18 protein-coding genes are annotated in these 22,715 nt (G+C 39.9%); 4 read left to right on the top strand and 14 right to left on the bottom strand.

Translation table 11 applies throughout. The features are described from left to right. Positions 1-356 precede the first annotated feature (356 nt). From GR929_RS11525 to GR929_RS11540, 4 genes are all read right to left on the bottom strand, one after another. Positions 357-1,796, bottom strand: coding sequence for a T9SS type A sorting domain-containing protein (locus tag GR929_RS11525; RefSeq protein WP_159519942.1), 1,440 nt, complete (start codon positions 1,794-1,796; stop codon positions 357-359). 95 nt (positions 1,797-1,891) lie between these two features. Further along, entirely contained in the window at positions 1,892-2,503 is a 612-nt protein-coding gene (locus GR929_RS11530) for a Crp/Fnr family transcriptional regulator (RefSeq protein WP_159519944.1), read from the bottom strand. Positions 2,504-2,744: 241 nt separating this feature from the next. Further along, on the bottom strand, positions 2,745-3,083 hold the full coding sequence (locus GR929_RS11535; RefSeq protein WP_159519946.1) for a hypothetical protein: 339 nt from the start codon (positions 3,081-3,083) through the stop codon (positions 2,745-2,747). A 2-nt stretch (positions 3,084-3,085) separates the two neighbouring features. Beyond that, positions 3,086-3,862, bottom strand: a complete 777-nt coding sequence (locus tag GR929_RS11540) for a hypothetical protein (protein WP_159519948.1) — start codon at positions 3,860-3,862, stop codon at positions 3,086-3,088. A 148-nt stretch (positions 3,863-4,010) separates the two neighbouring features. Here GR929_RS11540 and GR929_RS11545 point away from each other — a divergent pair, with 148 nt between their 5' ends. Next, entirely contained in the window at positions 4,011-4,298 is a 288-nt protein-coding gene (locus tag GR929_RS11545) for a hypothetical protein (protein WP_235934297.1), read from the top strand. A 100-nt stretch (positions 4,299-4,398) separates the two neighbouring features. On the opposite strand, the gene GR929_RS11550 is transcribed toward GR929_RS11545, so the two are convergent. The 8 genes from GR929_RS11550 to GR929_RS11585 form a co-directional block, all read right to left on the bottom strand. Continuing rightward, entirely contained in the window at positions 4,399-5,190 is a 792-nt protein-coding gene (locus GR929_RS11550) for a toll/interleukin-1 receptor domain-containing protein (protein WP_159519950.1), read from the bottom strand. 195 nt (positions 5,191-5,385) lie between these two features. After that, positions 5,386-6,078: an HNH endonuclease gene (locus tag GR929_RS11555; RefSeq protein WP_159519952.1), complete on the bottom strand. Its 693-nt coding sequence runs from the start codon at positions 6,076-6,078 to the stop codon at positions 5,386-5,388. Positions 6,079-6,347: 269 nt separating this feature from the next. Next, a complete protein-coding gene (locus tag GR929_RS11560; protein WP_159519954.1) occupies positions 6,348-7,355 on the bottom strand; it encodes a S41 family peptidase in 1,008 nt (335 codons plus the stop codon). Positions 7,356-7,462: 107 nt separating this feature from the next. Further along, positions 7,463-7,630, bottom strand: a complete 168-nt coding sequence (locus GR929_RS11565) for a site-specific integrase (protein WP_159519956.1) — start codon at positions 7,628-7,630, stop codon at positions 7,463-7,465. 1,004 nt (positions 7,631-8,634) lie between these two features. After that, on the bottom strand, positions 8,635-9,195 hold the full coding sequence (locus GR929_RS11570; protein ID WP_201300985.1) for a chemotaxis protein CheB: 561 nt from the start codon (positions 9,193-9,195) through the stop codon (positions 8,635-8,637). Next, a complete protein-coding gene (locus tag GR929_RS11575) occupies positions 9,195-10,037 on the bottom strand; it encodes a CheR family methyltransferase (protein ID WP_159519958.1) in 843 nt (280 codons plus the stop codon). The genes GR929_RS11570 and GR929_RS11575 overlap by 1 nt, the downstream gene beginning before the upstream one ends. Then, the gene (locus GR929_RS11580; protein WP_159519960.1) at positions 10,030-11,643 is read right to left on the bottom strand and encodes a response regulator; all 1,614 of its coding nucleotides are present in this window, start codon (positions 11,641-11,643) and stop codon (positions 10,030-10,032) included. The genes GR929_RS11575 and GR929_RS11580 overlap by 8 nt, the downstream gene beginning before the upstream one ends. A 38-nt stretch (positions 11,644-11,681) precedes the next feature. Beyond that, a complete protein-coding gene (locus GR929_RS11585) occupies positions 11,682-15,449 on the bottom strand; it encodes a response regulator (RefSeq protein ID WP_159519962.1) in 3,768 nt (1,255 codons plus the stop codon). 200 nt (positions 15,450-15,649) lie between these two features. Here GR929_RS11585 and GR929_RS11590 point away from each other — a divergent pair, with 200 nt between their 5' ends. Next, positions 15,650-16,069, top strand: a complete 420-nt coding sequence (locus GR929_RS11590) for a hypothetical protein (RefSeq protein ID WP_159519964.1) — start codon at positions 15,650-15,652, stop codon at positions 16,067-16,069. 251 nt (positions 16,070-16,320) lie between these two features. Here GR929_RS11590 and GR929_RS11595 read toward each other — a convergent pair whose 3' ends face one another. Together GR929_RS11595 and GR929_RS11600 are read right to left on the bottom strand one after the other, a co-directional pair. Beyond that, a complete protein-coding gene (locus GR929_RS11595; protein ID WP_159519966.1) occupies positions 16,321-17,796 on the bottom strand; it encodes a potassium/proton antiporter in 1,476 nt (491 codons plus the stop codon). A 349-nt stretch (positions 17,797-18,145) separates the two neighbouring features. Further along, positions 18,146-18,736: a hypothetical protein gene (locus GR929_RS11600; protein ID WP_159519968.1), complete on the bottom strand. Its 591-nt coding sequence runs from the start codon at positions 18,734-18,736 to the stop codon at positions 18,146-18,148. Positions 18,737-19,093: 357 nt separating this feature from the next. Between GR929_RS11600 and guaA the strand changes: the two genes are divergently transcribed. Both guaA and GR929_RS11610 read left to right on the top strand, forming a co-directional pair. Next, entirely contained in the window at positions 19,094-20,623 is a 1,530-nt protein-coding gene (guaA, locus tag GR929_RS11605; protein ID WP_159519970.1) for a glutamine-hydrolyzing GMP synthase, read from the top strand. 476 nt (positions 20,624-21,099) lie between these two features. Continuing rightward, positions 21,100-22,713, top strand: coding sequence for a S41 family peptidase (locus GR929_RS11610; protein ID WP_159519972.1), 1,614 nt, complete (start codon positions 21,100-21,102; stop codon positions 22,711-22,713). Positions 22,714-22,715: the final 2 nt, after the last annotated feature.

Genomic DNA, 22,715 nt, shown 5'->3' on the forward strand with positions numbered 1-22,715 from the left:
TCAAAGGATTACTTCGGAAAATCAAAGAAGAAGTTCTTTGGCTTAAAATTTTACTGGAAATAATCATTAGACAAAAACAATTATTTCCAGTAAATATTAGTTCATAAGGATTAACTATTTATTACCACACGTATTTTATTTGTTTAATGAATCAAGTATTTCATCGATACTCTCCAATACATGAATTACGTTCTATCCAGATTCTTTTACCGTATAAATCACTGAGCCATTTTCTGTTGGTGATACATGAGATACATTCTTTGACTTTAGTCATTATGATGTATAGGTAACTTCAATCCTTTTCCCAAACTTATATATTGACTTTTTGCAAATAGATTGATTAATCTATCAAATCTTTATTTGATAATCAGTTTTCCAACTGTTTTTTGTTCATCAACCCAAATACTGTAAATATACAAACCACAGTTTAGGTTACTAATGTTTATTTTTTCACTTTTATTAACCGCTTTAGAAAGGATTTTTGTTCCGTATAAATCGAACAATTCAAGCCATACTTTATGATAAGAATCAGGAAAGTTAATCGCAATGAATTGTGATGCAGGGTTCGGATATATTTCAGCCGAAATATTGGATATATTATTGAGTGATGTTGGCAGGTCACTTTCGATAGCAGAATAATAGAAAACTGTTTCACGAAACTGTTGGGGTTCATTTGTACTTAAGCTGTTGCGAAAAGACTGTTTACTGTTAATTTTATGGTGAAAAGCAATCGCTGGAGTTGAATTAATTGCTGAAATTGGGAGCAATAACTCTTTGTTGGTTATTGTATAATCGTAGTCAAGAACTTCAAATACCTTAGTAGGAGATTCGCCCCAAGTGCGTTTTTCGTAGTTAATAATAAGGTCATCATTGCCGTACAAATAGCTTATCATTTGGGTTGTATCCCATAACTGAAGCTCTTTATTCCATTTAAAGTCGATGCTGGCACTTATATCTTCATGCTCATCAACGAAAAGGGTTTGTTCTTTCTTAAAGGGTATGAACGTATTTGATTCCCTGTTCCATCTTTCAATAATGGTTTCCGAGGTGTTTTTGTTTACCACATTATCAATAACCGTATTACCAAACAATTCCCATTCACTGAAACTGTGTTCCCTTATCCAGTATCTTGCGACTGTAGTGTCAGCCATTAAGGCCCCTTCTGTATTATAATAAAAGGTTGTAATTCCTGTTTTATGCCATACTGGTGTCCCTGAGATGGTGAATCTTTGATAGAGGGTGTCTGCGTGCAATACATTTTCTGAATTATAGCTATAAACGTTTCTTGTTTTATAGCGCCATTCACCCGCATCTAAATAACTCTCGGTCACTTCTATTAAATCATTGTCATTGTTATAAGTGTATTCGGTTCTATTGCCTGATCTGGAGATGATATAAAATTCGCGGTTTAATAGCTGCCTGTTCTCATTGTATTTTTTTATTTCTTCCACAAGAGTTAACCAACTATCCGTTGTTTCATCCCACCTGGATTGGCGAATTAAGGTGTCGCTAAAATGCTTGTCGTAAAAAATGCTTATTTTAAAATTGTTTATATCCCACTCTTCACTCGATTCGTCATAGCTGTAATAAATAATGCTGTCCAATCGTTGAATTTCATTTTGAGTTGCCTCTGTCAATAAAAAGTTGTCAGCAATGGAATTACCACCTACCGGATTATTACCAATATGATTTGTTCGTTGCAGTATTTCCAATTTTGTATACCAATCAACAGATTGACTGCTTACTGACAGGGCAGTTAAGATGCCTATTGTCAGAAAAGAAAAATACTTATTCATTAGGTACTGGTTTTAAAAATTTTTCCAGGTACAAAAATGATGATAGTTTAAAAAAATAAAGTTGTCTCAGGATAACTTCGGACATAAGAGATAAATCACAATCCTTCTTTTAGCATTTTTTTCTTTTCGTTGCTGTATTGTTGAGGAGTCATATTTAAATAACTGGCGATATATTTGTCGGGGGTGTCCTTTAGTATTAAGTTGGAGCGTTCAACTATTTCATGAAATAACTTAAATCGCTTGGTTGGATTTTTATATTGTAGCAAAAGCATTCGGTTTTCGCGATCGAGTAGAATTCTTTCAAATACCTTAAACATAAGGTAACTAAACTGCCCATTCATTCGTGCAAGCATATCGATATCATTTTTAGTAATATAAATCAGTTCAACATCTGTAATGGCTTCTTGTATTTCAAGCGATGGTTGTTCTTCAATATAGCTTTTAAGACTATTAAAAGATAAGCCCTCAGGGCTGAGATTGATGGTTTTGGGCGCGCCTTCGTCATAAATGTACTGATGAACCACACCTTTCACAACAATGTTTGCTTTTGTTTCTACTTCTCCGTCTTTCAAAATATAATCACCTTTTTTGTGCGATTTCTTTTTGACATGTTTTACAATTTCTGCATACATTTCGTCAGTCAGTGGTGCCGCTGAATTAAAAAAATTGAATAATAACTGGCTTTCACTTGAACTATATCCTTTCATATAAATCAATTCTTATTGTTAATAAGTTTGTTGTTATTAATAATAATCTCAAAAAATACAACCAAAATTTGAATTCAATCTTTGTAATCGAACTATTAGCTATTTCTATTAAGTTCACTTATTTAATTCGTAATTAGAATCTACAGACAAACTAACGATGTCATTTTATTTTGATTAAACATTTATTGAATCAAAATAAGTTCAATGAATAACCAATTTAAAAAATGAAATGCAGAATCGCCTAATCTTTGCGCTGAATAGGAAAATTGTCTAGCTTAAACAAAATCATTTTTACTAATTTTTCAAAAGTGTTGGTGCTGCGATAGCCTTGCAGGTAACGGCAGTCTGTCTGAAAAGTAAAATTAAGCCATTGAGGTTTCAATATTTCATTCTTATTAAAGCCAGCTACCCAAATAATTCTTTCATGGAAAGAGGTTTTTGCACAGTCTGACGGTTGGTACATGTTGTCGGGGCGGATTTCGAAGAGCGTTCCTGTCCGAAGGACATGGAACTGCGATGCGAGAATCCGCAGTTGGCGTACCACCGAACCCCGCCCTGCAATATGTACTTTGTTATGCATTGTTATTCATCTATTTCCATTATTTCAATATCTAATTTGTCATAGTTTTTTAAGCCACCAAAAATTGATTCTTTTAAAAATACTATAGAGTCTGATCGTTGAAATTCATTATTTTCTTTGTAATTAAATAGTGAAGTATTTGCTGTTCCCCAAAATGCGTTTGAAATAAATAGTGTGTCGTTTCCTTGCAATTTCATTCTCATTTTCATCCTTTGTTCTCCAAGGTTGTTTGAAAAAGGAATTAATAAAGTTTCGTTTGGTCTAAGTCTTTTCACAGTCGCATGGTCTGCAAATCCATGGTTGTATAAAAATTGTATGGGTTTCCAGTTATTATTCGAATCAAGCCCTTCGAGAATAGCATATACAATATGAAATCTTGTAAGAAATAATAAAGTGTCATTGGTTCCATTACAGAATTCGGCTAAACAATTAAAATTTTCTTTTAAAGCACTTACTTCTTTTGCCCAATTCATATGTTTTTGAAATTCTTCATTGAGATTATAGAACTTTAAATTTAACTCATTAGTGTCCTTTTGTTGAATTTCAAAGTCGTAGTCAAACCAAACCTCTAAAATCGCTCGAATGAACCTGTCATTTTCGAATTCGGTTACTAATTTCGAATTATCTATTCCTGTTTTAACCCAAAGCGAATTCTCTTTTGTGTTTTCGTACTTTCCTTTGGGAACGGTAAAGTAAAAATTCGATTCTTTAATCTGGCATACTGAATGAGAAGAAAGGAATAATAGAAATATTAATATCTTGATGCTCTGTCGATTCATTCGCGTTTTTTTTAATAATGTGTGTGTGCCCAGCATGAGCATGTGCACACTTTACTGAAAGCTCTGAAAAAATGTTGAAAATACAAATTTTTATGGTTAAAAGGAAAAGTGAGCGTGAAATAATCCAGAGGGTGTAAGTCCCTTACGGGTGGGGGTACCGCCCCGAACCGTTAGTAGGCTGCAAGGTGGCTTAGGATGCATCTGGCACCACTGGAAAAAGCCCGAGCGAAGAAGGAAAAACCTGATTCGGTTAGGCATCGAACAGGGACAAGCCTACGCATGGAGCCGCTCACGGATGGGTGGATGGGCAAACGCTCAAAGCCCTATTCTTGGAACTACAATCACTGTTGAACGTTTGAGAAAACGGGCTTACATTCCTTTACTGGAACTCTACAATCAGCTTAAACCAAACACGGTTTTGTTTTCGATGACTTAACGAACCGCCGTATACGAGACCCGTACGTACGGTGGTGTGAAAGCCTCTCCCTGCTAGTTTTTGCTAGCGGGGCGGGCTATTCGATTATGGGCAGTATTTATTAAAATGGTAGTCCATCAAATTGTTTAGCTATATAAATTTTTAAGTCATCTTTAGAACCAAAAGCTTCAATCAAAAGAGGATTATCCTCAATGTACGACATAAATTTATCAATATGCTCATCAGTTCCTGCTTGATAATATTTAATATTTCCTACATAACCAGCATATTTCTCTGCATAGAAATCAAGTAGTTTCTTTGCATCTGTTGACTGTCCAATTTTTGATTGTTTTAATGTCCTTAAAATTTGAACTGATTCCTCTAATAATTCTCTATCTGTCCTTATCTCTTTTTCATTTTCCTTGGTTCCTATTTTTGATATAGAGTTTATTTTCTCTTCAAGTTTCGGATAGAAAACATCAAACAATGATTTTAAATTCTCTGAACTCAAACTTTTACCATTCTGCTTTTGAATTATCTGGTTGATAGTAGTTAAAAGTTTGAATACATCTTCTTTGTTAAATCTCGTGGCTTGAAAAATTGATAAAGGTCCAGTCAAGTCAGTTGGAGTCAAATCAATCAGAAACGTGCAAACATAGGAATCTGCCGATTTTGAAATAGCTCCAGCTTCAAACAGAATCCAAGGAGCATTAATATTATCACGTGTTACACATAGAATGCCGACTTTTGATTCCTCTAAATTTTGACTAATCTCTTGATTCCATTTTTTCCCTTTATCAATGTCCACCGAAATCCATGGTTCAGCTGATTGTATGATTTGCTCAATCCATTTTTTCAAGTATTCAGCAATCATTTTACTCTTGTCTCCTGACCAACTAATAAATATTTTCATAGTATGTTTTCTTATTATATCATTTGCAGTAGGGTCTTGTTATATTGCCACCAACGGTCACTTGCAAGTTGTCGTTGCGGATTTCGAAGAGCGTCAGTGTCCGGTAGGACATGACGGTCAAGAAAGGAGCAAAGACAACGCACACCACTGTACCCGCAATGCAATTTGCAATTTGTTAGCGGTAGTATTTTTTCTTTAATCCAATTCAACGCTTGTTCTCCCACAGTTTACACATCTTGAACCATGCCATGGACCAAACTCATGACAATGAGGACATCTCCAGCTATGATGTGGCTCAACTGTTAATGGTATTAATCCACTAGCTTTTCCATTCGCGATTACACCATGTCCATAATCATCAATATCTATTAATTTCCAACCATCAGGTATCAATTCTTTGAATTTGTTCTCTTTTTCTGCGTAATTATAATGTTTGTATTTTGTTCTGGTTAAAAGTATTAGTAAATCAGAATCACTTATAACTCCTTTTTCAAGATTCGTGAGAAGCTCCCCAATTTGTTTGTCTGTTTTGACATTTGAAAGGAGTTTATCATGGTAATCCTTTACCTTTTCTGATTTTCTTAAAACGCCATCAATTATCATTAAAAAAGCTGGTGAGCCAGGAAATACTCTTTTCCCTTTTTTGCTATTGCACGTCGAATGACAAGGAACCCAATTACAAAAATCATTTATTTGAAAAGCGTCTGCGAGTGAATATTTCTCTTTTATTTCCATAAATTCTTCTTCGGAATCTAATAGTCTTTCTGGAATAATATGGTCTATCGTGACATCCATAATCCTTAAAGGTTCTCCACACCAGAAGCATTTCATGTCATAATTTTTCCAAATTGCATACTTCTGAGAATAGCAAAAAACATATTTTTTCATTTTGTGCGATTTAGGTTCATTAATATTACCGCTAACGGCAGTCTGTCTGAAAAGTAAAATTAAGCCATTGAGGTTTCAATATTTCATTCTTATTAAAGCCAGCTACCCAAATAATTCTTTCATGGAAAGAGGTTTTTAGACAGTCTGACGGTAAATTGTATATGGTCGGGCGGGATTTCCAACAGAAATCCTGTCAGACCGGTAGGAAGTTGCATCACTGGTTTGACTTGTCAAACCGAGATGTAACCCGCCTGCCATATTACAAATTGTTATATAGCGTTTTTTATTTTTCTATTTATCCAGTCCATCGCTTTTTTTATTACAAGATCATTGGGTTGCCCTATTGATTGATATGAGAATTTAATTATTTCGTCAGGCTCTATTTTTGCACCAAAAATGTTTCTTTCTCTGTCTGCATCAATAGAATGCGTTAGAACAATCATGGAGCCATCACTCAAAATATAAGGAACATTCCCGGTAGATAATCCTCTGGTCAGTTCACCAAAACTTCTGGCATTACCTTTATTATGAAATGCTATTACAACTACTTCTCCCGAACTTGCTGTCCGGTGACCAGTCAATATGGCAATTGGATTTAAATCATTTATTAGATGATAGGGTCTTTTACTTACTTTAACAATTGCCTTTGAATCAATACCTGATTCACCTTCTCGGTAAAACCATGACGATTCCTTTTGATTATTATCAAGAAAATAACCGCAAATGCCGTTACCAAGTAATGGCCCCAGCCCTGCTAACATTGGCCAGCAGTTACCTCCTGTATTTTCTCTTAAATCAAGTATCCACCCATTAAGGTGCTCGTTGTCAATTGCTTTTATTGCGTTTTGCAAACTATCCGCATATTGTTGCATAGCTACTGAATCGACATTCCCAAAACCTTTCATGTGGATGTAGCCAATGTTTTGATTTAAGAGTTTGGTATGAAAAGTTATTATCTCCTTGATATCAGCGGTTTTATTTGCGGATTGCCATTTTTCAGCTTGTTCTTTTGTCATAAAAAAACTATGATGATCTTTTAACGCTTTAAGAATTAACTTCACGAAAGGATAACAATCTTCCAGCGTCTGAGCGTACTTTAGAGTTGTGCTTTCAAGCTTCTTAATTTCTTTCCAATCGACAGAATCCCGATTTAATGAATGTTCTTCGACTATCTTTAATACTTCATCCAGATAGTCTTTTGGTGTCACTGTTGTTTTTGTGGTATCGGAACAACTTATGATTAAAATCAGAAAGAAAAATATATAAATGTGTCTCATGCTTTTCATTCAAAATGCTATACTTGTTTATCTATAAGGAAAAACCTTCTTATAACTTCGATATTGGCTTGTATTGTAAGGTTTTTCCTTTTTATACTTCCAGGTCATCAAACCGGGTTTTTCACCTTTTCCAAGGTCTGTTTACTGATATGCGTACAGATCTCCGTTGTTTTACTCGATTCATGTCCAAGTATCGTTTGTATATAACGCCAATCAACCTCTGGTTCCAATAAATAGCTTGCCTGCCTAAGTGTGATTGTACTCTGAAAATCCATACTGTGTTGTTATACAGCGGAACAAGATAGCTAACTTTACAGAATAATTAATTTTGGTAGCGATAATTTAGTTTCATTCAAAATAAGGTCTATTTAACAGGCCATGGGGGTACTTCCCAAGTGGGGTACCCCACTTCCGAAGTACCCCCCCCCACTTCAAAACCGAACTCGCGGAGTTCAATATAGCATTCACTCAGCCCGGAGATGCGCGAGTTCGGTAAAAAGGTGAATTAGAGCAGTTCCAAACCGAACTGGTTCACCTTTGAAGTGAATTCATTCGGTAAAAAGATAAACGAAAGCGGTTTTATGCAGCACTCATTCTATTCCAGACCGAACTCGCGGAGTTCAATATAGCATTCACTCACCCCGGAGATGCGCGAGTTCGGTAAAAAGGTGAATTAAAGCAGTTCCAAACCGAACTGGTTCACCTTTGAAGTGAATTCATTCGGTAAAAAGATAAACGAAAGCGGTTTTATGCAGCACTCATTCTATTCAAAACCGAACTCGCGGAGTTCAATATAGCATTCACTCACCCCGGAGATGCGCGAGTTCGGTAAAAAGGTGAATTAGAGCAGTTCCAAACCGAACTGGTTCACCTTTGAAGTGAATTCATTCGGTAAAAAGATAAACGAAAGCGGTTTTATGCAGCACTCATTCTATTCAAAACCGAACTCGCGGAGTTCAATATAGCATTCACTCAGCCCGGAGATGCGCGAGTTCGGTAAAAAGGTGAATTAAAGCAGTTCCAAACCGAACTGGTTCACCTTTGAAGTGAATTTATTCGGTAAAAAGATAAACGAAAGCGGTTTTATGCAGAACTCATTCTATTCAAAACCGAACGAAAGCGGTTCTAATCAGAACTCATTCTGTTCCAGATCGAACGAGAGCGGTTCTAAGTCTCGCTTATCGTTGGCCATGTTGTCTCTATTCTTGGCAAGGTCTTGCTTCTTGTTGGGCATGTTGTGTTCGGGTAATAAATTCAGGGGTGGGGAAGGGGCTATGGTCTACGTGGTCAGTTTGTTTAAGTAGTTGGCTATTTCTTCGAGATGGAGTCGAACTTCGGGCTTGGCAATTTTTAATGCAAATCGCGGCATAACGGGTGACGCGGCATGACAGGGGTTTTGAATAATTGTTTTTCCACCAAATTCCTTAATAGTCTTCAGGCCATGAGCTCCATCGGAATTGGCTCCGGTAAGAATAATGCCGACGACTTTATCTTTATAAGCCCAGGCTGCTGTTTCAAAAAGGATATCGATGGATGGACGTGAAAAATTCAATTTTTTATCTGTCGAGAGAGAGAAGCTTAAATCGGCTTCGACCTGCAGGTGATAATTGGGAGGCGCAAAATAGACAACCCCGGGGAGTATGGGCTCATTTCCTTCGGCTTCTTTCACTGGTAATTTGCAAATTTCACTCAAATGTCTGATAAAAACCTCATTGTTATGCTCTCCGATGTGCAGACAAATGATGATGGGCAAGGGGAAGTCTTCTTTGAGAGCAGGGAGGATCGTTTTCAATGCTTCCAGCCCCCCAAACGAGGTTCCTATAACGATAGCCTGATACATCAGATAATTTTCTTTTTAAATATTTTCTGCTTCGGATCAACGATTTCGAATTTACTGTCGACACTGGTAAATTTGATGCTTTCCTTTGTTCCCAGGCAAAGTATGCCTGATGGGATCAGGCTTTCGTGAAATAAATTTAGAACCTTATTCTGCAGCTGTTTCTCGAAATAAATCAACACATTCCGGCACATAATCAGGTTTACTTCAGCAAAAACACTATCGGTAACCAGGTTGTGGTCGGCAAATACAATTCGCTTCGAAAGGTCTTTTCGGAGTATAACCGACCCGTACATGGATTTGTAATAGTCGGATAGTTTGTGTTGACCTCCTGACTTGATGTAGTTGTTTTCGAATTGCTCCATTTCGGCTTTTTGATAGACACCTTCCTTGGCAATTTCCAGCACCTTGCGGTTGAAATCGGTCGCATAAATCTGGCAGCGATCCAGCAAGCCTTCTTCGTGAAGCAGGATGGCTAAGGAGTATACTTCTTCGCCGGTTGAGCATCCGGCATGCCATATTTTAATGAACGTATAGGTCTTTAGTTTCGGAACAATATTTTCACGAAAGGACTGATAAAACTGGGGATCGCGGAACATCTCTGTCACATTGATCGAAAGATCGTCTAAAAAAACTTTAAAGAATTCAGGTTCCCGTAAAACCTTATCGAGCAATTCCGTTACCGTTGTCAGATTACTTAACGCCAATCTGCTGAGCACTCTTCTTCGGATGTGTGCTTTGCTGTAGTTTCTGAAATCGTACCCGTACCTCTGGTAGATGCCCTCGAAAAGCAAGTTGAGCTCAATCGTCAGCAGTTCGCTATTTGACTCATCGTAATTACTCATCGTTTAACGGACACATTTGCATCTTCGGTTTGAATACATCCCGGATGGCTGAAAGGAGTTCTTTTTCTGAAAAAGGTTTACTTAAAAAGTCATTCATTCCAGCCGCGATGCATCGTTTTTTATCTTCAATCATGGAGCTGGCCGTTAGCGCAATAATGTAAGTTGCCGGAAAATCTACGTGTTCTTTTTCCTTTTGACGAATCATTTCACAGGCTTGCAACCCATCAACTTCAGGCATTTGCATATCCATCAGAATCAAGTCGTATGGTTCACGGATATGTTTCTCGTAGGCTTGCTGTCCGTTGTTGGCTATGTCGCAATGTAACCCCAGGTTCTTCAGGTTCAGTTTTGTTACTTTCTGGTTGATCAGGTTATCCTCGGCCAGCAGTATTCGGATATCTTTGGGGAGTTCGGCCGAAGTATCCGGTGTTTGTTCCAGTGTGGCAGAAGATATTTTCAAGGGTAGGCGAAACCAAAATTCGGAGCCTTCGCCCAGTCGGCTGTTTACGCTAATATCGCCCTGCATGAGGCTCACCAGGTTTTTCGAGATGGCTAATCCCAGGCCGGTACCCCCGTATTTCCGGGAAGTGGACGATTCAGATTGATGGAACTCTTTAAAAAGCCGTTGCTTTCCGTCTTCCGAAATGCCGATGCCGGTGTCGATCACCTTAAAAAGAATCCGATGGATACCGTTGATGTCGCCCAAAAGTTCAAGAACGATTTCGACTTTCCCCTCGTGGGTAAATTTGATCGCATTATTGACCAGGTTCATCAAAATCTGGTTGATCCGCAAAGGATCTCCCCAAAGGACAGGCGAAATATCCTTGTCAATGGTGTAGCTTAGGCCGATCCCTTTTTCTTCAGCTTTAAACTTCATCAATTGATAGACATTTTCCACAACGTCTTTCAACTTAAAACGAATGGTTTCAAACTGCACTTGCCCGGATTCGATCTTCGAAAAATCGAGAATGTCGTTAATGATCATCAATAAATTTTCACCGGAGGAGGAGATGATGTTCATCAGCTCTTGTTGTTCGGTATCGAGTTCTGTTTTTTGTACCAACTTCGATATGCCGATTACACCATTGAGTGGGGTGCGGATTTCGTGCGACATGTTGGCTAAAAACATGGACTTTACCCGAGTCGCTTCTTCGGCTTTATTTTTGGCTATTTTTAGATTTTGGTTGGCCTCTTCCATGTCGCCCAGAAGCCTGTTCAGTTTGGCTTTTTGTAAATAAAGATCCAGAAAGATTCTTACTTTTCCTCTCAATATATCCGGAATGACAGGTTTGGGAATGAAGTCGACAGCGCCGGTTTCAATGCCCTTAATAATGTGCAGATCACTTTGATGGATCGCAGATACAAAGATAACCGGCAGGTAGCGGGTCTTTTTCCGTTGACGCATCATTTCCAGCGTTTCATATCCGTTCATCTCCGGCATCTGAACATCGAGTATGACTAAGGCAAATTCTTCTTTCATACTGAGCTTCAGAGCTTCAATCCCGGATAGGGCCCGCACAATTTCAATATCGAAATCTTCCAGAATAGCTTCCAGACTGATCAGGTTTTCAACAAGGTCGTCGACAATTAATATCTTGGGAGTCATAAGCTAATTTTTCTCTTTTATTCTGATTCTTACGGGAGCTAATTTTTGTAAAGCCAAATTTTTAACATCGAAAACAATTTTTCTTCGTTCAATGGCTTGGACAGGTAATCGTTAGCCCCATTCTTTAACGCGTTTTCATGATCTTCCTTCATGGCCTTGGCTGTTAGGCAAATAATTGGAATGTCCTTTACGTCGGGCGTTTGACGGATGATTCGCATGGCTTCGTAACCGTCCATCACCGGCATCATCACATCCATGAGGATCAGATCAACACCTTGGTTTTCGTTCAGCATGTCCAGGGCAACCTGGCCATTGTCGGCTTCAATCACCTCTATTTCCCGTTCTTCCAGCATTTGTCCTAAGGCGAAAACGTTGCGGATATCATCATCCACCACCAGAATTTTCTTTCCTTTAAAAATAGAATCCTCGCTGGCCAGCGATGGTTTTAATGTCGCAGCGGGAATAGTCATTGCAACCTGGTGCAGAAATAAAGTGACTTCGTCCATCAGACGTTCGTCCGATTTCATTCCTTTTAAAATGATGGTGTCCGTGTAGCTTTTAAGCTCATCAAGATCCTGCTTGTTCATTTCCTTGCCGGTATATACTATGACTTTTGGAATTGAAATATGGTTTGTCTGGAGCTTTTGCAAGAGTTCTTTACCCGAGTAGTCGGGTAAGCCTAAATCCAGAATCATAAAGTCAAACGATTCATTCGCCAGCAGCTGGTAAGCTTCTTCTGCTGTTCCTGCTTCACGAATGTTGAGTTGGAAATCGTGTAACAAAGCCTTAATGACTTCTCGTGTACCCCGGTTATCTTCAATAATCAATAGCTTCTTATGCGTACCGTCAAAGTCATTCTCCAACGACTCCAGCGCATCCGAAAATTTGATGGTTTCAATGGTCTTCAATTCCATCTGCTCATCTGAATCATCAAATTCAATTGGTGTAATAACATGAACCGGCAGCTTGCTGAGTCGCTTGTGGGTTTTAAGCTTGGTGTATCCGGGTGCTTTTGGGGTTGCTAACTTAGCGGCCAGCATAATCGACGAAGGTGTATATCTTTCCGCCAGACTTATTCCCTGCAAAATATCAGGAGCCACAATTACCTTGAATTTTTTATCTCGTGCTTGTTTCAGTAGCAGCTGAGCTTGTTCTTTTGACGGATGAATAATCAATACGCTCTTTTCTCCTTCGCTGTCATCCCGGTCATCATCAAGGTATACAGGCAGGACTTCTGGAACTTCTGGGCTGTTATTTTCGTCATTTGTCGTTTCCGGCGTAATTGGCTCACTCTGCGTTGGTGCCGGCTTTTTCGCATCGGGTTTATTGCCGTCCGCAAGAACCACGGGAAGGTAAATGGTGAATGTAGAACCTTTGTTTACCTGGCTCTCCAATTGAATTTCGCCACCCAGCATTTTAACCAGTTCGCGTGAGATGGAGAGTCCGAGACCTGTTCCGCCAAACTTTCTGGATATGCTGCCATCAGCTTGTTGGAAGGCTTCGAAGATAGATTCCAGTTTTTCCTGAGGGATACCTACTCCGGTATCTGAAATCTGGATACAACAGGTCGATGATGGTTCCAGCCCCTCTGTTCTGATGATGGTTTCTGGCGGAGTTGGAATACAGGAGACTGTCACTTTTCCGGTGTCGGTAAATTTAAATGCGTTCGATAGCAGGTTTTTGATAATTTGCATTAACCGATACCGGTCGGTTGTAAATTGTTTGGGGAATGCGGGGTCGATTGAGACATCGAATGCCACTCCTTTGTCTTCGGCCGTCGCTTTAAAATTCATCACAATCTCGTCTTTCAAATCTGTTGCCGATACTTTGTTGATTTCCAGGCTCATTTTTCCGGATTCAATTTTCGACAGATCGAGAATTTCGTTGATTAAGTGTAATAAATCGGAACCACTCTTATGAATAATTTTTGCCGATTGAATCTGGTCATCAGTCAGGTTGCCTTTTTTGTTTGTGCTTAGCAGGTTGGATAAGATCAGTAAGCTGTTTAATGGCGTACGAAGCTCATGCGACATGTTCGCCAGAAATTCGGACTTATACTGGCTGGCCTGCTCCAGCTCTTTGGCTTTGTTTTCCAGCATGTCGTGCGTTTCAACCAGCTGTTCGTTTTTTTCGCTGATATCTTCTTTCTGGATTTCAAGTTGCCGGGTACGTTCCTCCAGTTCTTCGTTGGCTACGCGCAATTCTTCCTGCTGAACCTGCAGTTTCTTTTCATTTTCAGTCAGCACTTTGGTGTGTTCGGTTAATTCCTCATTGGCTACGCGCAGTTCCTCCTGCTGAACCTGCAGCTCTCCCGCCTGATCCTGTGTCTTTTGAAGCAGTTCCATGGTTTGAATTCTATTTTCAGATGAATTCAATTTTACCGCAATAATTTCAGTTGCTTGCTTCAGAAACTCAAATTCAATGGGGGTGTAACGCACCAATGAACTTAATTCCAACACCCCAATTAACGATTCGTTAAACACCATTGGCACCACAATCAACTGCTTGGGATGATAACTGCCGGTAGCCGAAAACGTGGTATATAAGTCAGCGGGCACATCGTCGACAATTCTCATTTTTTTTGAATAGGCCACTTGCCCAATCATCCCTTCGTTTAACTTGATGCGTTGGGGGAGCTTCTTAACATCGCCCCCGGAGCTGGCAAGTAGCTTTACGTGTTGATGAGTTTGATTGGCGAAATAAATGCTTCCCAGTTCGGAGTGAAGGTTTTCCATTAAAAATGAAATGGCTTGTTTGGCAATCTCCTCGAGTGTCTGGTTGCTGTCCAGCTTTTCATTGATGCTATTCAAGCCTGACTTAAACCAGGCATCCTGGCTGAGCTTTTCGTGGGAGCTTTTCAGGTTGTCAGCCATTTTGTTCAAGGCGATGCTCATTTCGTCTTCCTCTGACCGGGGAGTAATCTGGCTGCTATAATCACCATCAGCCATCTTTTTTGTGTAGTTAATCACCTCCCGAAAACCTTTTTGAAGTGAACGGAATGAATTGGCCAATTCACCCATTTCGTTTTTCGAGTCGATGGTCAACTCGGTATTGAGGTTTCCTTTGGCAATAATGCTGAATTGTCGGACCATCTGACGAACCGGGACCGAAATCGAGTTGGAGATCAGTTGTGCAATCAGGCCAATACTCAGGATTAGAATTAAAACGATTAGGATAATACCGGCATACAACAGCCGATTGGTATACTCAATTAAGCCGTTAATGGCCGAAGCAAATTCATCGTAAAAGATTCTCATTTGCATCAAATCTGTTCGGATGGTTTGTTCAACCCCGATCGCGTTCTTTTGGTCGGCGATGATTTTATTCAAGATGCGTTCACCCAGTTTATGTCCTTCAAGCGCCACTTGTTGGGCTTTCACCATCTTCTCCGGTTTTATGATCTCGAGCAGTTTCATTCTTCCGGCCATCAAGTCGGCATTCGATCGTTTGTGGTTATAACCAACCTTGTAATGATCGTAAAGCATCTCGCTAAACTCCTCTTTGGGCAGCTCGGCCAATTGGCTGGTGATTCCAAACATGTAGGCCATCTCATTTGCTTCCTGCATCTTGCTGATGGCCTCATTCAAAAGAGTGTCGTTTTGATTGAGGCGGTACAGGTAATAGTCTTCAACACCTTGTTGAAATGTCAGGTTATGAATTCGTTCGGCATTGATGACCAAGCTAAGCGTTTTACCGGTGTTGTAAAAGAAATTGGAAACCACTCCAAGGAGAATTAAGCTCAGGTATGAGAATAAGCTAAAAATCCGGAGTTTATGTCGGATTTTTAAGTCAGTAAATTTAACCATAAAGTAGCAGTTGTTTTTTTTGCCTAAAATAGTCAATGATTTTGATTTGGATACTTTTAAATCCAGTAAATGCTAACAGATTCATGTTTATAAAGCAATTTGATAACTTCGGTTGAGCTTGGGTAAAGTTATTTAAGTTGTTATGAAAGTTATTCCGGTTGGGTTGTTGTAGTATATAGCTAACTTAAAATAGAAACACAATGAATCATAAAAACAATTCAAAGGCTTCATTCTACAATATTGGTTTTATTCTTTTTGTGGCAGTCCTGTTTGTTGGCTGTCAGTCCTTACAGCGGGTTGACCGCTCGGATACCAAATATGTTGAATCGATGCGAGCCTCGGAAACGGAGTTGGTGTGGGTGCATCATCCGGCCGGCATTCAATGTGAGGAAACATACTATAATAATATCACCGAGGCAGTTGATGATTTGCGATCGCACGACATTGAGGTGTTCGACTCCTTTAAATTCAGTGTGATGGTCGCTACTGTTTGCGGAAACCTTTCCAGCGACCGGTATGCAACTCAAATCAGGTGGGTGGATCTTGATCAGGCCCGAAGAGAGGGCTGGCAATTTCTGAAAGATGAGTCAGTCATCAAAAACAACACACCGGTTTATTAGTAAAAATCAGGCGCAATGGAATTTCGCCAGGTAATGATTTTTGCATTTTGTCAATACCCTGAAACAGAGATGTTGGTTGGACTACTCAATAAACAACGAAAAGGATTGGAATAGGAGCGTTTGTTGACTTGGAATGAATTTGCATGATCGTTTGGGGACTTTAAGGTGTTGTTCATTCTTTCGTTAAATGGATCGCCAAAGCACTATGAAATAAGAAGGAAAAACAATGGCGCTGAAAATGAACGGTTTGGCTATTCCTGCCTGGGCGAAGTTTGCAGTTTTTCATGGACTTCATTCATCGCTTGCTTATTGTCGGCCAAAATGATGAGGGTGTCGTTGGGTTCAATGATCGTTGATCCGTTGGGAGTCAGGTATTCTTTGTTTCGGTTAATCATTGAAATCAGGGCGGTTCTTGGGAAGTGCAAGTCTACAATTTTTTTGCCGCTGGCAAAACCATCTTCCGGAATCGTGATCTCTTGCATAATCTTTTTAGCTTGTTCCGACAGGAAGTTGTCGAGTGCAGTTTCTGGTTTGACCGTTTCGGGCAACGACACGTGCAGCCATTTGGCAACCAGATTGAGTGTTGTGCCCTGAAGAAGTACCGACGTTAAGGAGATGAAAAAAACGATGTTGAAGATCATATCGGCTTTTTCAATTCCGGCAAGCAGCGGATAGGTTGCGAAAACAATTGGAACGGCTCCCCTTAGACCGACCCAGGAAATGTAGAATCGCCTGCGGGGCTTCATCCTGAAGGGAAGCAGGGCAATCAGCACACTGATTGGTCGGGCAATCAATATCAGAAATAAAGAAATTACCAGTCCGATACCGATGACCGGAACAATGTGCGATGGGAAAACCAGTAGTCCCAAGGTGAGGAAAAGCACAATCTGCATCAGCCACGCCAGGCTGTCAAACATTTTAATGATGGTTCCCTTGTGGATGAAGTCGTGGTTGGCCAGGTAAACGGCACAAATGTAAATGGCCAGAAAACCATTTCCCCCAATAAAATCAGTAGCCGAGAAGGTAATGAACATCAGGGCAATGGCCAACACCGGATAGATTCCTTCGTACGTTAATTGAATCTTGTTGATTGTAAATTTCGACAGCTTTCCGAAAACAAAGCCAGCCAAAGCTCCCAATACCATTTGTCGGAGAAATACGGGAATAATAGAAGTCAAGCTTAGTTCGGGATTGACAACCAAAGCTAAAAAAGCGATGGTTAGTACGTAAGCCATTGGGTCGTTACTTCCGCTTTCGAGCTCCAGCGTGGGTCTTAATTGGTTTTTTAGTGCTAGATTTTTTGAGCGCAGTATCGAAAATACGGCAGCTGCGTCGGTTGATGAAACAATAGCTCCAAGAAGCAAACCCTCATAAATGGTGAAGTCGGTGATCAGCCAGACGAACGTTCCCAGTGAAACAGCGGTCAGTAAAACGCCCAGCGTGGAGAGCGAGAGCCCTTGCCACAAAACAGGTTTGATGGCTTTCCAATTTGTATCCAACCCGCCTGAAAACAGGATGAAATTGAGCGAAACAACACCAATAAACTGGGCGAGCCGGGGATTATCGAAGTAGATTTTGCCAATTCCTTCTGAACCAGCCAAAATTCCTACAAACAAAAACAAAACCAGGGTGGGAATTCCAAAACGGTAGGAGGTTTTTCCAATCAGAATGCTGATTAGAAGTAGTAGCGATCCGACCAATAGTATATTTTCGATGGTGATATTCATTCAATAAATAGCTTTGTTTTATTGCTAAACACAAAGATGCCGTTTTAGTTGGGTGTGTGGTGACGGGTTCAATTAAATTTTGTGTTTTTTTTATTCATGTCGCACGAAATAGAACTCAAATGACGGGTGAGAAACGGAATGCGGTCAGTCGTTTTCATCCGAAATCCCCGGCCTGTCAATTGTTTGAGCGAAGCCGTAATAAGGGGCTCGCTGTACTGAGTTTGTAACTCGCTTCACGAGGTTGTTTGAACAGGCACAAATCCGTTCTATCCGGCTCCGGATTGTAGTTCAACCGGGGCTCAAAGCTGGGCACTACGTGCCGCCTAAAGCCCTATTTATTGGCGTGTAGTTATTTTTCATCACTTTTTATTTTTGCGTTTTCTATTTTTTCGTAAAGTTTAAATATTCTTTTTAAGTAATAACCTATATGTCCTTCATAAGTATCTGGTGGTTCAGAAATTCCATGCCAAATTGCCTCACGAAATACTAATTTAAATGTTGATTTATATTCATTTTTTAAAATATCACTATATTTTACTTCAAGCTCAACATAGTCATCAATTCTTTTTTCTCCGATCTCTGAAACTAAATAATTATCAATTGTTTGATTTGGTGGTAAATAAGAGATGCCGTTTTTGTAATGAGTATGTTCATGTAGTGGAGAACAGTACTTCGGATAAGATATATCTTTAATAATTTTGAAAGTTAGATTAAATGCTGGACCGTTACCAATATTTTCAATAAAAATGTGAAGTATATTTGTTTTTGTCTCAGGATTTTTCAAGAAAATCGAAACAAAAGGTTGAATTTGTGATTTTCGGAGTGTTCTCGTTTCTTTTACTAATTGACGAGTTAAAATGACATAAACTACAGTCGAAATTGTTATAATTAAAGAAAACAATAAAGTGATAAATTCTTTATGTGATGCAATCCATTCCATGATGATCTTTTATTATTCTAATTCATTTTTTAACTAGAATCATGATTTTTTTATAATGTACGCCAACTAATGAGCAACCACAGCTATTCGGCACTCGATCAATCCCAAATTTACAAAAAATAGATACTGTGGCGATTGCTTGTTGAAAACTTACGATAAATAATGATGAACATTTGTGCGTGCCGACACCGGCTATAAGTGGACTTGCTCGTTGGACAGCTGATCTTGAAGCAGCGACACTTAGCATTTTTAAATAGCAGCTAGTTCCTTATTTGTTAAATGACCCTTCTTGTTTAAAAACTTTTTAAGGAGCATTGCAGGATTTGTTTATCTTTGCCCCATCCAAAAAACAGATTCATGCAAGAGAAAATTTTAATCCTCGATTTTGGTTCGCAATACACCCAATTAATTGGTCGGAGAGTGCGCGAGCTCAACATCTATTGTGAGATTTATCCTTACAACAAATACCCTGAAATTGATGAAAGTGTGAAAGGTGTGATCCTGAGCGGAAGCCCTTTTTCGGTGCGCGATGAGAAAGGACCGAAACCCGATCTTTCGAAAATAAAAGGGAAAGTACCTTTGTTGGGCGTTTGTTATGGCGCGCAATATATGGTTCATTATTTTGGTGGCGAAGTACAGCCTTCCAACTCACGCGAGTACGGCCGTGCCAATCTGGGGTTTATCGATTCGGAAATTGATCTGTTTAAAGAGGTGACTTTAGGAAGCCAGGTTTGGATGTCGCATGGTGATACCATTGAATATTTACCCGAATCATATAAAATTATTGCATCGACAGGCGATGTGAAAAATGCCGCTTATAAAATTGACGGCGAAACAACTTATGGTATTCAGTTTCACCCCGAAGTGTATCATACCACCGAAGGAAAGCAAATGCTGCAAAACTTTGCGGTCGACATTTGTGGATGCAAACAGGACTGGACTCCCGACTCATTTGTTGAAACGACGGTTGCCCTGTTGAAAGAGAAGCTGGGCAATGACAAAGTGGTTTTAGGATTATCGGGCGGCGTAGATTCAACCGTTGCCGGTGTTTTGTTGCATCAGGCAATTGGTAAAAACCTGACCTGTATTTTTGTGGATAACGGCTTGTTGCGTAAAAATGAATTTGAATCGGTTTTGGATTCGTACAAAGATATGGGGCTGAACGTGATTGGTGTTGATGCCAAACAAAAATTTTGGGACGACCTGAAAGGAATTACTGATCCGGAAGGAAAACGCAAAGTGATTGGTCGCGACTTTATTGAAGTATTCGATGTTGAAGCACACAAAATAAAAAATGTGAAGTGGCTGGCACAAGGAACGATTTATCCTGATGTGATTGAATCGGTGTCGGTGAATGGCCCTTCGGCAACCATCAAATCGCACCACAATGTAGGTGGCTTGCCTGAGAAAATGCACCTGAAAGTGGTTGAGCCCCTGAACTTACTTTTTAAAGACGAGGTTCGCCGGGTTGGAAAAGCATTGGGTATTCGAAAAGAATTGTTGGGACGTCATCCGTTTCCCGGTCCGGGATTGGGAATTCGTATTTTAAGTGATGTGACTCCCGAGAAAGTCCGCATGCTGCAAGAAGCCGATGCTATTTTTATCAATGGCTTGCGCGATTGGAATTTGTACGACGATGTTTGGCAGGCCGGCGTGATGCTGTTGCCGGTTCAGTCGGTTGGTGTGATGGGCGATGAGCGCACCTACGAAAATGTTGTTGCATTGCGTGCAGTCATGTCTACCGATGGGATGACAGCCGATTGGGTGCATCTGCCCTACGATTTTCTGGCCAAAACATCGAATGATATTATCAACAAAGTACGCGGAATTAACCGGGTTGTTTACGATATCAGTTCGAAGCCACCGGCAACCATCGAGTGGGAATAAAACCACACTTAATAATATAGATTAAAGCAGGCTTCGGTCTGCTTTTTTGTTGAAAAGTAGTTTAGAGTTTCAATTTTAGGTTTCTCGTGGTTGGGGGATCTGGTGTCAGTTTTCAGCTAATTACTCGGATTTTACAACTATTTTTTGTTTGAACCTTGGGTATTAATAGCATCATATTGGTGCATTCATATCTTCGTTCCACTGCTGTCTTCTATTTTGAAAAGATCATGGTGGCTGCACCTTTAATTCCCGGCTTTGTTACCAGTCATCCGTCTTCTTTTCTTTGTGAACTCTTTTCAAACTTTAACACTTATTAATTCGAAGGTTTTGTTCCACGGGTGATAATCTTCTATCTTTAACGGTTCAAAATTCCTGCGGTAATAAAACAAAGGCAACAACAACGCGTTAATTGTCTGTAAACAATAGCAGAATTTGATCTTTTGGGAAAAGGAGAAAACAGCATGAAAACAATAAAAATGATTAGAATCAGAAAAACAATAGCGTTGGGAATCATACTGGCTGTAGGCCTGATTTCCGTAAATCATACCGCGCAAGCACAAGATGTTCAAACCAATATGATGAAGTTTGGACGACTGTTGCAATTGGTACAAAGTTATTATGTCGACACAACCAATATTGATGAGCTAACAGAAAAAGCAGTGGTCGAGGTGTTGAAACAGCTGGATCCTCACTCGGTTTATATTTCGAAGGAAGAAGTTGAAAAAATGAACGAGCCCTTGAAAGGTAGTTTTGAGGGAGTGGGAATCTCATTCAGTATTTTTAAAGATACCTTGTTGGTTGTGTCAACCATTCCCGGTGGTCCGTCAGAAAAAGTCGGGCTTCAGGCTGGCGATCGTATTGTTGATATCGATGGCAAAAATGTAGCTGGTATTGGACTGGAAAATAGCGATGTATTTGATCTGCTTCGCGGCGATAAAGGAACGGAGGTAAATCTAAAAGTCCTTCGGCATCGAGATGAAGAGTTGTTGGATTTCAGAATTATTCGGGATAAAATACCGATTCATAGTCTGGATGCTTCTTACATGATTAATGATGAAACCGGATATATTAAGTTGAACCGTTTTTCGGCAACCACAACCGAAGAGTTTTCCACAGCGATTAAAGAGCTGGAGCAGCAGCCAAAATTTAAAAATATGGTACTCGATCTCCGTGGAAATGGTGGCGGCTACCTAAAAGCAGCCATTGAGTTGGCCGACCAGTTTTTGGGCGCCTTTAAAATGGTGGTTTATACGGAAGGTACCAATAACAAACGAAAAGAATATAAAGCATCGGCGCTGGGCGAGTTCGAGCAAGGTAAGCTGGTTGTGCTGATCGACGAAGGATCGGCTTCGGCCAGTGAGATTGTGTCGGGCGCTATTCAGGATTGGGATCGTGGAGTTGTAATTGGTCGCCGCTCGTTCGGTAAGGGTTTGGTGCAACAGCCTTTCTTTTTAAATGACGGTTCAATGGTTCGGTTAACCACAGCACATTATTACACGCCAAGCGGACGATGTATTCAGAAACCCTATGATGAAGGGGTAGAGGCTTACCGAAAAGATTATAAAAAGCGGTTCGAGACCGGCGAGTTTTTCTCGGCCGACAGTATTCATTTTGATGATGAGCTGATTTATGAAACCTTGAATAATAAACGGACTGTTTATGGCGGCGGTGGCGTTATGCCCGATATTTTCGTTCCCATGGATACATCGGTTTACTATGGCTACTTCAACCAAATGGCGCGTAAAAATATTGTATATACTACCGCCTTAGATTATATGGATACAAATCGGGAAGAGTTTACCAAAACATACACTTCGTTTGAGCTTTACAAAAAGGGTTTTGTAGTTGATGAAGAACTGGTGGATAAAATGATCGCCAAAGCGGATGAAGAAGGAATAGAAAAGAAAGAAGGCAGTGTCGAATTTGCCCGCCCGCTAATTCGCCAACACATTAAAGCATTAATTGCCCGCGATTTATTTGGCTTGAGCGAATACTATCAGATTATGAATTCCGATAGCGATGTGATCAGGGAAGCGATTCGAGTTCTGGAAAATAGTACGGAGTACAATAATCTGCTGGTAGAGAAATAAGC

It is taken from the genome of Sunxiuqinia indica (assembly GCF_009847015.1).
Lineage (GTDB): Bacteria > Bacteroidota > Bacteroidia > Bacteroidales > Prolixibacteraceae > Sunxiuqinia > Sunxiuqinia indica.

Coding starts and splice junctions, on each gene's coding strand:
- GR929_RS11570 (WP_201300985.1), bottom strand. CDS start 9,195: ATGTATCAGGCTATCGTTATAGGAACCTCGTTTGGGGGGCTGGAAGCA.
- GR929_RS11610 (WP_159519972.1), top strand. CDS start 21,100: ATGATTAGAATCAGAAAAACAATAGCGTTGGGAATCATACTGGCTGTA.
- GR929_RS11560 (WP_159519954.1), bottom strand. CDS start 7,355: ATGAGACACATTTATATATTTTTCTTTCTGATTTTAATCATAAGTTGT.
- GR929_RS11525 (WP_159519942.1), bottom strand. CDS start 1,796: ATGAATAAGTATTTTTCTTTTCTGACAATAGGCATCTTAACTGCCCTG.
- guaA (WP_159519970.1), top strand. CDS start 19,094: ATGCAAGAGAAAATTTTAATCCTCGATTTTGGTTCGCAATACACCCAA.
- GR929_RS11600 (WP_159519968.1), bottom strand. CDS start 18,736: ATGGAATGGATTGCATCACATAAAGAATTTATCACTTTATTGTTTTCT.
- GR929_RS11565 (WP_159519956.1), bottom strand. CDS start 7,630: ATGGATTTTCAGAGTACAATCACACTTAGGCAGGCAAGCTATTTATTG.
- GR929_RS11580 (WP_159519960.1), bottom strand. CDS start 11,643: ATGACTCCCAAGATATTAATTGTCGACGACCTTGTTGAAAACCTGATC.
- GR929_RS11590 (WP_159519964.1), top strand. CDS start 15,650: ATGAATCATAAAAACAATTCAAAGGCTTCATTCTACAATATTGGTTTT.
- GR929_RS11540 (WP_159519948.1), bottom strand. CDS start 3,862: ATGAATCGACAGAGCATCAAGATATTAATATTTCTATTATTCCTTTCT.
- GR929_RS11535 (WP_159519946.1), bottom strand. CDS start 3,083: ATGCATAACAAAGTACATATTGCAGGGCGGGGTTCGGTGGTACGCCAA.
- GR929_RS11550 (WP_159519950.1), bottom strand. CDS start 5,190: ATGAAAATATTTATTAGTTGGTCAGGAGACAAGAGTAAAATGATTGCT.
- GR929_RS11530 (WP_159519944.1), bottom strand. CDS start 2,503: ATGAAAGGATATAGTTCAAGTGAAAGCCAGTTATTATTCAATTTTTTT.
- GR929_RS11555 (WP_159519952.1), bottom strand. CDS start 6,078: ATGAAAAAATATGTTTTTTGCTATTCTCAGAAGTATGCAATTTGGAAA.
- GR929_RS11595 (WP_159519966.1), bottom strand. CDS start 17,796: ATGAATATCACCATCGAAAATATACTATTGGTCGGATCGCTACTACTT.
- GR929_RS11575 (WP_159519958.1), bottom strand. CDS start 10,037: ATGAGTAATTACGATGAGTCAAATAGCGAACTGCTGACGATTGAGCTC.
- GR929_RS11585 (WP_159519962.1), bottom strand. CDS start 15,449: ATGGTTAAATTTACTGACTTAAAAATCCGACATAAACTCCGGATTTTT.